9 protein-coding genes are annotated in these 9,748 nt (G+C 70.6%); 2 read left to right on the top strand and 7 right to left on the bottom strand.

Annotation, left to right across the window (positions count from 1 at the left end; all coding sequences use genetic code 11):
* From ACK4UM_RS17435 to ACK4UM_RS17405, 7 genes are all read right to left on the bottom strand, one after another.
* Positions 1–1,026, bottom strand: a 1,026-nt coding sequence (locus ACK4UM_RS17435) for a 1-deoxy-D-xylulose-5-phosphate synthase N-terminal domain-containing protein (RefSeq protein ID WP_409801743.1), incomplete at its 3' end; no start/stop codon positions are given.
* Between the two features lie 257 nt (positions 1,027–1,283).
* On the bottom strand, positions 1,284–1,559 hold the full coding sequence (locus ACK4UM_RS17430; RefSeq protein ID WP_409801740.1) for a hypothetical protein: 276 nt from the start codon (positions 1,557–1,559) through the stop codon (positions 1,284–1,286).
* The gene (locus ACK4UM_RS17425) at positions 1,556–2,752 is read right to left on the bottom strand and encodes a geranylgeranyl diphosphate reductase (protein WP_409801753.1); all 1,197 of its coding nucleotides are present in this window, start codon (positions 2,750–2,752) and stop codon (positions 1,556–1,558) included. The genes ACK4UM_RS17430 and ACK4UM_RS17425 overlap by 4 nt, the downstream gene beginning before the upstream one ends.
* Before the next feature lie 91 nt (positions 2,753–2,843).
* The gene (locus ACK4UM_RS17420) at positions 2,844–4,247 is read right to left on the bottom strand and encodes a BCD family MFS transporter (RefSeq protein WP_409801735.1); all 1,404 of its coding nucleotides are present in this window, start codon (positions 4,245–4,247) and stop codon (positions 2,844–2,846) included.
* Positions 4,248–4,259: 12 nt separating this feature from the next.
* The gene (chlG, locus tag ACK4UM_RS17415; protein ID WP_409801730.1) at positions 4,260–5,129 is read right to left on the bottom strand and encodes a chlorophyll synthase ChlG; all 870 of its coding nucleotides are present in this window, start codon (positions 5,127–5,129) and stop codon (positions 4,260–4,262) included.
* 168 nt (positions 5,130–5,297) lie between these two features.
* On the bottom strand, positions 5,298–6,641 hold the full coding sequence (ppsR, locus tag ACK4UM_RS17410) for a transcriptional regulator PpsR (RefSeq protein WP_409801727.1): 1,344 nt from the start codon (positions 6,639–6,641) through the stop codon (positions 5,298–5,300).
* Positions 6,642–6,764: 123 nt separating this feature from the next.
* Entirely contained in the window at positions 6,765–7,634 is an 870-nt protein-coding gene (locus tag ACK4UM_RS17405; protein WP_409801724.1) for a B12-binding domain-containing protein, read from the bottom strand.
* Positions 7,635–7,905: 271 nt separating this feature from the next.
* Here ACK4UM_RS17405 and bchF point away from each other — a divergent pair, with 271 nt between their 5' ends.
* Entirely contained in the window at positions 7,906–8,442 is a 537-nt protein-coding gene (bchF, locus tag ACK4UM_RS17400; RefSeq protein WP_409801721.1) for a 2-vinyl bacteriochlorophyllide hydratase, read from the top strand.
* The gene (locus ACK4UM_RS17395; protein WP_409801718.1) at positions 8,439–9,746 is read left to right on the top strand and encodes a ferredoxin:protochlorophyllide reductase (ATP-dependent) subunit N; all 1,308 of its coding nucleotides are present in this window, start codon (positions 8,439–8,441) and stop codon (positions 9,744–9,746) included. The genes bchF and ACK4UM_RS17395 overlap by 4 nt, the downstream gene beginning before the upstream one ends.
* Positions 9,747–9,748: the final 2 nt, after the last annotated feature.

Below are 9,748 nucleotides of genomic sequence, written 5' to 3'. Positions count from 1 at the left end.
CGCCACGATCTTCTCGTCGCGCTCGGCTTCTGCTATGAGGGATTGCCCGAACACCTTCGTATAGGCCGGCGCGTTGGCCTTGGGCTTGGCCTGCGCGCCCGTCACCACGTCGAAGGTGACGACGCCGTGATACTTGTCCGAGGAGGCCTCGGCCGGCGCGTAGCCCTTGCCCTTCTGGGTGATCACGTGGACGAGGATCGGCCCGCCTTCCGTGTCGCGGACGTTCCGCAACACCGGCAACAGGTGGTCGAGATTGTGGCCGTCGATCGGGCCGACGTAATAGAAGCCGAGCTCCTCGAACATGGTCCCGCCCGTCCAGAAGGCGCGGGCGTATTCCTCGGCGCGGGCGGCCTTCTCCGAGAGGCTCTTCGGCAGGCGCTTCGTCAGCTGCTTCGCCGTCTCGCGCAAGGAGCGGTAGGTCTTGCCCGAGACGAGGCGGGCGAGATAGGCCGACATCGCGCCCACGGGGGGCGCGATCGACATGTCGTTGTCGTTGAGCACCACGATCAGGCGCGAATGCATCGCGCCGGCATTGTTCATCGCCTCGTAGGCCATGCCCGCCGACATCGCCCCGTCGCCGATCACCGCGACGACGTTGTTCTTCCCCCCGTCGAGATCGCGCGCGACCGCCATGCCGAGACCGGCCGAGATCGAGGTGGAGGAATGGGCCGCGCCGAAGGGGTCGTATTCGCTCTCCGCGCGCTTCGTGAAGCCCGACAGACCGCCGCCCTGGCGCAATGTGCGGATGCGGTCGCGGCGCCCCGTCAGGATCTTGTGCGGATAGGCCTGGTGGCCGACGTCCCAGATCAGCCGGTCGCGCGGGGTGTCGAACACCGCATGCAGCGCCACCGTCAGCTCGATCACCCCGAGCCCCGCCCCCAGATGCCCGCCCGTCACCGAGACCGCATCGATCGTCTCCGCCCGCAACTCGTCCGCCACCTGGCGCAATTCTCGATCCGACAAATCGCGCAGGCGGGAGGGGGCGTCGATCGTGTCGAGGAGGGGGGTGTCCGGACGGCGGGGCATGGCGGCGCCTCTCGTGGTTCGCTGCCGCAGGGGGAGAAAGCGGCATGGTCAGTATAGACCCTCACGAGGATTCGGCAAGACATTAACGCCCCACTCGGTAATCAAACGCATGTCTTCGCGGCAGGACACCCGCCCATGCGAAATACACCTCCGACCGGGCGAAGTCTTGATGGGGGCACCGATAGCCGAGAACGAGGGACGACCCGCGCCCGAGCGCGATCGTTCGCCCGCAGCGCCGCAGACATCTGTGCCGCTCGTCACGGCACGGGACGAGATCTCCGCACCCGTCGCGCGAGATCGTAGACATGCGCCGCGAAGGCGACGACGAGGCCTGCCGCGACGATGCCCCATTGCGCCTCGACGAGAGCCGCCCGCGCCGCGACCGCGAGGCCGAGCCCCGCCAGCACGAAGCCGCCCATGTCCCGCAGCCAGGTCCGTCCCGCGAGCGCGCCGACCACGAGCACGAGCCCCTCGAGGATGAGCACCGCGATGACGAGGTCGAACACGGCGCCCGAGACGACGAGCGCGCTCACGGCCGCACGAGCCCGAAGAGATGCGCCAGGTCCTTGAAGAAGATCCGGATATGCGCGATCGGGTCGGAGCGGACGAGCTCCTTGTTCATGTAGGCCTGCCAGGTGAGGCGCTGGACGTCCTTGTCCCGGCAGATCGAGACGAAGCGCTCGCGGCGTTTGTCGCTCCCGTACCAGAAGCGCTGCATGATCCCGAGGATGAAGAACACGCGGCCATGCGCCTTCATGAAGGCGCGCCGCGCGCCCTTCAGCGCCCGTGCGTCGCCCGTCTTCAGGAAGGCGTCGACCGCCTCCGCCGCGAGCCGCCCGCCCACCATGGCGTAGTAAATCCCCTCCCCCGAGGCCGGCGCGACGACGCCCGCGCTGTCGCCGGCGAGGATGACGTCGCGTCCGTTGTCCCAGCGCTTGGCGGGGTGGAGCGGGATCGGCGCGCCCTCGCGGCGGATCGTGCGCACGCCGTCGAGCCGCGCATCCGCCCGCAGCCGGGCGACCGCCTCCTTGAGGCCGAACCCCTTGTGCATGGAGCCGACGCCGATCGAGGCCGTCCTGCCGTGGGGGAACACCCAGGCGTAGAAATCGGGCGAGAGCTTGCCCTGATAATAGACGTCGCAGCGCGTGTGCCCGTAATCGGCGGTGCCCTCTTCCGGCGCCTCGACGATCTCGTGATAGGCGAAGACGAAGGGGACCTTGCCGCGCTGCGGCACCGCCTCGCGCGCGACCGCCGAATTGGCGCCGTCCGCGCCGACGACCGCGCGCGCCCGCACCGAGACGTCCCCGCCGCCCGCCGCGTGCGAGCGCCGCCAATGGACCCGTGCCGTCCCGTCCGCGTCCCGCGTCAGCCGCTCGAAGGTGCCGTCGTGCCGCTCTGCGCCGAGCGCGGCCGCGCGCGAGCGCAGCCATTCGTCGAAGATCTCGCGGTCGACCATGCCGACAAAACCACCCTCGATCGGCATGTCGACGCGCTTGTCCGACGGCGCGACCATCATCGCGCCTTCGATCTGCGCGCAGAGCAGGCCCGGCGGGATCGCGAAATCGCGGATGAGCCGCGGCGGGATCGCGCCGCCGCAGGGCTTGATGCGCCCCGCGCGGTCGAGCAGCAGGACCGAGCGGCCCGCCCGCGCGAGATCCGCCGCCGCGGTCGCCCCGGCGGGCCCGCCGCCGACGACGACCGCGTCGTAGATCTCCTCCTCCGGCATGCCCGCGAGGATCGGCGCGAGGCCGTCGCCCGGCGCCGCCTCGGTCTCGCTCGTCGCCTGCGGATCGGTCATGGCATCGTCCTCCCCTCGGTCAGAGCGCGCGCGGGCGCGAGCCCGGCGGCATGGATGGCGTGTCGGAAAGCCGCGGGAGCGCGGGCGTCGCAACCCGGCGCTCGGCGGGCGCGACAGGGCGCGCCGCGCCCGACGCGATCACCCGGGCGGCGAGCACCGCCGAGACGACGAACAGGACGGCCTCGGCCGCGAACACGGCACCGTAGGCGTGAGCGGGGCTCTCGAGCGCCATGCGGCCGAGATCGACGGCGATCGTGCCGACGAGCCCGCCGAGCCCGAAGGCGATGCCCTGCGCCGCGCCCCACAGGCCGATGCGGGTGCCCTCGCGATTCTGCGTGCCCTCGCGCGCGAGCCGCATCATCGAGCCGATTGCGGCGACCGCGAAGATCCCGTTGCCGAGCCCGAGCACCGCGACGTTCGCGTGAAGCGGCCAGACCTCGCCGACGACGCCGCCGAAGGCGAGCCCGACGAGCGCCGCCGCCGAGAGGATGCAGCCGCCCACCGCCCAGAGCTGCAGGCGCGAGCGCCCGCCGCGGCCGAAGGCGCCGCCGAGGACGCCCGTGAGGATCATGCCGACGAGGACGCCCGCATTCTGCGTGCCGGCGAGCTTCGTCGTCTCGCCCGGCGTCATCGCGAAGACGAGGCCCGCGAAGGGCTCGAGGATGAGATCCTGCGCCGAATAGGCGAGCATCGAGACGAATACGAAGATCGTGAAGCGCCGCGCCGTCGTCTCGGCCCAGACCTCCGCGAAGGCTCGGGCGAAGGGCACTTTCGGCTCGCTCTCGCCGGGCGCCTGGAACGCGCGCCGCCCCGGCCCCTCGAGCCCCGCGATGGCGAGGCTCGTGACGAGGAAGGCGGTGGCGGCGACGCAAGCCGTCACCGCGACGAGGCGCCCCATCGAGAAGGGATCGAGGAAATGGCCGGCGCTCACCGCGGTAACGATGAAGCCCGCGATCATCATCGTCCACACGATCGCCGCCGCCGCCGCCTGACGGGCGGGCGCGACGCGCTCGGCGAGGAAGGCGAGGAGCGAGGTGCCCGACGCGCCGACGCCGATGCCGATGATCAGGAAGGCGAGCACGTTGAGCGCGATGCCGGCGACGAGATTCGTCGCGGCGAGCGCCGTCGCGAGCGCGGCGAGGACGGCGCCGGAGGCTAGCACCGCCATGCCGCCGACGATCCAGGGCGTGCGCCGCCCGCCGACGTCGGACCCGTGCCCGAAGCGCGGACGCAGCAGCTGGACGGCGTAATGGAGGCCCACCAGCAGCCCCGGCAGCGTCGCCGCGAGCGCGAGTTCGACCACCATGACGCGGTTGAGCGTCGAGGTCGTGATCACCACGATCGCGCCGAGCGATGACTGGACGAGGCCGAGCCGCACGATGCTCGGCCAGGAGAGGTGGGCGGGGGCTTGCAGCGCGGACATGTCGCCCACTCCCTAGAGGCCGCGAAGGGCGAAAGCGGTGACGAGCATGCCGGCGACGTAGAGGGTCGTGCCGGTGGCGTTGTACCAGGCGGCGCGCTCGCGCGGGCTCGCGACGAGCCGGCGCATCAGCCCGAGCTGGGCTGCGAGGAGCCCGACCACGGCGAGCCCGTGCCAGGGCGCGCCCCAGGCGAAGAGCAGCGCGATCACCAGGATCTGCGGCGCGGCCATCACGTAGCAGGCGAGGCGCGCCGCGCGATCGACCCCGAGGAGCACGGGGAGCGAATCGACGCCCTCCCGCCGATCGCCCTCGACCGACTTGAAATCGTTGAGCGTCATGATGCCGTGCGCGCCGAGCGAATAGAGGAGCGCCACGATCACGATGCGCCAATCGGGGAAGGCGGCGGCCATGATGGCCGCGCCCGTGAACCAGGGCAGCCCCTCGTAGGAGAGCGCGACGGCGCCGTTCCCCCACCAGCCGTTCTGCTTGAGCCGGATCGGCGGCGCCGAATAGGCCCAGGCCAGCGCGAGCCCGATCACGCCCGCAAGCAGCACCACCGGACCGAGCAGGAAGGCGACGGCGAAGGACAGGGCGCTCCAGAAGATCGCGATGTAGAGACCCCATCGGCCCGGGATGCGGCCCGACGGGATCGGCCGGTTCGGCTCGTTGATGGCGTCGACGTGGCGGTCGTACCAATCGTTCACCGCCTGGCTCGCCGCGCAGACGAGCGGGCCGGCGAGCACGATCCCGGCGAGGATCACGAGCCAGCGCGTCTCGAGCGCCACCCCGGAGGAGACCACGCCGCAGGCGAACGCCCACATCGGCGCGAACCAGGTGATCGGCTTCAAGAGCTCTGCGACGGCGGAGGGTGCGGGTGTCGTCATGCCCGGATGCTATCGCCGGGGCGGAGAAACCGTCAACCGAAATTGACACATCGACATGTCAGGGCGAACCCGGACCGCCTCGCCAGCCGCGATCCCGCAAACGAGCGCGGACGCGCCCCGGGTCGGCTGCGACCCGGGGCGACGCCGTCTCGTGGAGTAACGGAGGTCTCAGCCCTCGTCCTCGTCGTCGAGGCCGCCGAGGCCGTAGCGGCGCAGCTTCGCGTAGAAGCTCTGGCGGGAGAGGCCGAGCATCTCGGCGGCGGAGGCGCGGTTGTCGCCGGTGAGATCGAGCGCGGCCTCGATGCACAGCTTCTCGATCACGTCCGTCGTCTCGCGCACGAGCTCTTTCAGCGACACGCGGCCGACGAGATCGCGCATCTGCGCCATCGAGTGCGGCAGTTCCGGCATGCCCGTGCCGGCCGGCAGCTGGCGCGGCCCGATGGAGCGGATCGAAAAACCGTAGACCTGATCGTCCCCGTCCGGCGCGATCACCGCGGAGACCTCGACGTCCTCCGTGAGGCCGTATTCGCCCTGCACCAGCGTGCCGAAGCGCTGGACCGCGCCGTTCTCGCGCACGCTCGCCACGAGCACGTTGCAATCGACGCTCGAACGGCCGAGCCAGCGGTCGAGCGGCTCGCCGCGGACCTGCTCCTCGGTGGCGAGCTGGACGAGGTCGAGGAAGGCGGTGTTCGCGGTCAGGATGCGGCGGTCGGTATCGGTGACGACGAAGGCGTCCGGCATCTGCTCGACGACGCGAATCACCCGCTTGCTCGCCGGGGAGGCGGGCGCGCGGGCGGCGCCCGGCTGCTCGAGGCGCAGGAGGAAATGCGACACGCGATCCTGACGGAAGAGCGAGGCGGTGACGTTCACGGGGCGCGCATCGGCGAGGTGGAGGCGATGCTCCTCGGTGCGCGCGCCGGAGCGGGCGGAGGCGAGCATCTCGTCGAGGCCGGCGGCCGATTCGGGCGCGAAGAGCTGCGCGAGGGGACGGCCGCTGACCGGGCGCCCGCCGCCGACGAGCTCGGCCGAGGCGGGGTTCGCCTCCGAGACGCGGCGCGTCCCGGCATCGACGACGAGCACCGCCTCGCTCGCGATCTGGAAGAGCAGCCGATACCGCGTCTCCGCATTGCGAAGCCGCGCATATTCGCGCTCCATCGCGGCCTGCGCGTCGACGAGCTTGCGCTGCATGGCGGCCATGCCGCGCAGATCGCGGCCGACCGCGAGGATGCGGCCGCTCGCGCCCACCGGCACGGCGGCGTAGAGGATCGGCAGGTCGGGGCCGCCCGGCGAGGGGTGGTTCACCTGCCGCCAGTGCTGATCCTTGTCGGAGCCCGCATTGCGCAGGAGCGCCTCGATCTTCTCGCGGCTCTCGACGGTGACCGTCTCGACGAAGGGGCGGCCGATCCAGCGCGCGCAATCCTCGCGGGCGAGATCGCGGGAGCCGACGGCGACGTCCTCGACGAGGCCGGCTTCGTCGAGCACGACCGCGAGATCGTTCGTCGCCGCGATCATGCGCGCAGCGCTCGCCGCGTCCACGTCCCCGATCGAACGCTCGGGAGCCCGGAACCGCTGCAGGGCATCAGGAGGTGTGGGGGTATCCATCGAGCGCCGACTTCCTCGTTCCAAGACAGGCCCTCACGAAGACAGCGCGGCGCCTCCTACCCAACGCTGCGCTTTCCTTACGGCATCCAAACCGTCGAACGCAACGAGATCTGCTCCGACCTTGCCGGCGCTTTCCGGACGCTCGTTGAAGTAATTTCCCCCTACGATGACGCCGATGCGATTGTTCCGCGATCCGCGTCGAATTTCGTCGATAGCCGAGCCGAGCCCGGCGAGCAAGCCCTCGCAACTCAGCGAAAAGCCGACGACGTCGAACCATTCGCGCCGAACGAGCCTCACGAGACGGCTCGCGCTCGCCTCCGGCAGGCAGACCACGTCCCATCCGGCGCGCCGCAGGAATTCCTCGACCACGTAGATTCCGAAGGTGTGCCGCTCGCCGGGGGCGGCCGCGATGAGCGCGCGCTTCTCGCCGGGCGTGGGCTCGCCCTCCGCCTCGAAGGGGGCGCTGATCTCGCGCAGGATCTGCTGGAGGCGGGAGAAGGCGATCGTGATGTCGCAGAAATCGCAGCTATCGTCGCGCCACATCTGGTCGAGAATGGCGGCGACGGGGGTGAACAGGTGCAGGAGCACGTTCTCGAGCGTCAGTCCGCGCTCGCGCATCACGTCGACGAACCGAGACGCCACATCGATGTCGTGGGCGATGAGCAGGCTCGCGAATTCCGCCACTTCGGCCTGCGTCGGGCGAAGCTCCGCGCGGCCCGCAGGCGCGTCGCAGCGCGGCGCCTGGTGAGCGAGCATCAGGCGCGGGATGATCTCGGCCTCGATCGTTCGCGAGAGCGCCTGCTCCCGGTCGAGCGAGGCGAACCGATCCTGCGCGTCCGTGGCGTCGACGGCCTCGTCCGTCTCGACGTGCGACGGCGCGGCGCCTCCTCGAAAGCTGGCCATGGACACCCTCCCTGTGGTCTCCGCAACGGCGTCCGACGCTTTGCCCAGCTCGAAAAAATCGTTGATCTTGTTGCTTTTCGTCGTCCGAGTGCTTGGCGGTACAGAACGTCATCATAGGCGCTGCGGACCATTCGGCCAAGGGCCCGGCAGCTACGCACTTCACCCAATCGGGAATATTGTGAACCTGGGTTGACGTCAATTTTGGTTGACACTTTTCCGGGCGCTAGTAGCCTGTCCGCCATTCGTTCGCCGAGTTCAGGGAGGTGCGGACATGCGGCGCGAGACCGGCGACGACCGGCACGGCCTCTACACTCCGGAGGAGCGCACGCGGCGCGACGCCTCGCCGTGGACGCTCGTCCAGGGCGTGCTCGCGCCGGTCCAGTTCCTCGTGTGCCTCGTCTCGATCGCGCTCATCGCGCGCTATCTCGCGACCGGCGAGGGATATGCGCTCGCCACGGCCTCGATCGTCGTCAAGACGCTGACGCTCTACACGATCATGGTCACGGGCGCGATCTGGGAGAAGGAGGTCTTCGGCGTCTACCTGTTCGCGAAGCCCTTCTTCTGGGAGGACGTGGTCTCTTTCGGCGTGATCGCGCTGCACAGCTTCTACCTCGTCGCGCTCTTCACGGGGATCCTGTCGAGCGCCGGCGAAATGGTCGTCGCGCTCGCCGCCTACGCGGCCTACGTCGTCAACGCCGTCCAATTCGTCCTCAAGCTGCGCGCCGGGCGGCTGCAGGAACAGGCGATGCGCGGCCGCGCCGCGCCCGCCGCCGCCGGGCCCGTCGTCGTCGAGGGAGCCGCGTCATGAACCGGCACGTCGTCGTCGACCATCTCTCCGGCGCCGGCTGCGACAGGCCGGACGGCGCCCCGCGCACCGGCCCGAGCGTGCGCGCCGAGCGCGGCCAGCGCGAGGTGTTCTGCGGGCTCACCGGGATCATCTGGCTGCACCGCAAGATCCAGGACGCCTTCTTTCTGATCGTCGGCTCGCGCACCTGCGCCCATCTCATGCAATCGGCGGCGGGCGTAATGATCTTCGCCGAGCCGCGATTCGCGACCGCCGTGATCGACGATCGCGACCTCGCCGGCATCGCCGACGCCAACGAGGAGCTCGATTCGTGCGTCGAGCGGCTCCTCGCGCGCCGCCCCGACATCAGGCTCCTGTTCCTCGTCGGCTCCTGCCCTTCCGAGGTGATCAAGCTCGATCTCGCGCGGGCCGCCGCGCGGCTCTCGGGGCGGTTCATGCCCGACGTGCGGGTGCTCGCCTATTCGGGATCGGGCATCGAGACGACCTTCACCCAGGGCGAGGACGCCTGCCTCGCGGCCCTCGTTCCCGCGATGCCGCAAGCGCCGGCGCAAGAGCGTTCGCTCCTGGTGGTGGGCGCGCTCGCGGACGTGGTCGAGGACCAGTTCGCCCGCATCTTCGAGCGGCTCGGCATCCCCGCGCGCTTCCTGCCCCCGCGCAAGGCCGGGTACCTCCCGGCGATCGGGCCCGGCACGCGCCTGCTGCTCGCTCAGCCCTTCCTCGCCGACACCGCGCGTGCGCTCGAGGATCGCGGCGCGGTGCGGCTCGACGCCCCCTTCCCGCTCGGCGTCGAGGGCACGACCGCCTGGCTCCAGGCGGCGGCGAGCGAATTCGGCATCGACCCCGCGCTGTTCGAGGACGTCACCGGGCCGATGGCGGCGCGCGCCCGCGCGTCCCTCGCCCGCGATCGGGCGAAGCTCGAGGGCAAGTCGATCTTCTTCCTCCCCGATTCGCAGCTCGAAGTGCCGATCGCGCGCTTCCTCTCGCGCGAGCTCGGCATGCGGCTCGGCGAGATCGGCACGCCCTATCTCCATCGGCATCATCTCGCGGACGAGCTCGCGCTCCTGCCGGACGATTGCGCGATCGTCGAGGGCCAGAACGTCGACGCGCAGCTCGATCGCGTGCGCGCGGCGCGACCCGACATCACCGTCTGCGGGCTCGGTCTCGCCAATCCGCTCGAGGCGGAGGGGCTGACAACCAAATGGTCGATCGAGCTCGTCTTCACCCCCATCCACGGCTACGACCAGGCGGCGGACCTCTCCGGTCTCTTCGCCCGCCCGCTCGTTCGCCGCGACCGCTTGAAGGTTTGAGG

This window comes from Salinarimonas sp. (genome assembly GCF_046292825.1).
Taxonomy (GTDB): domain Bacteria; phylum Pseudomonadota; class Alphaproteobacteria; order Rhizobiales; family Beijerinckiaceae; genus Salinarimonas.
Note: the sequence above shows the minus strand (reverse complement) of the source record. Positions and strands in the feature narration are given on the sequence as shown.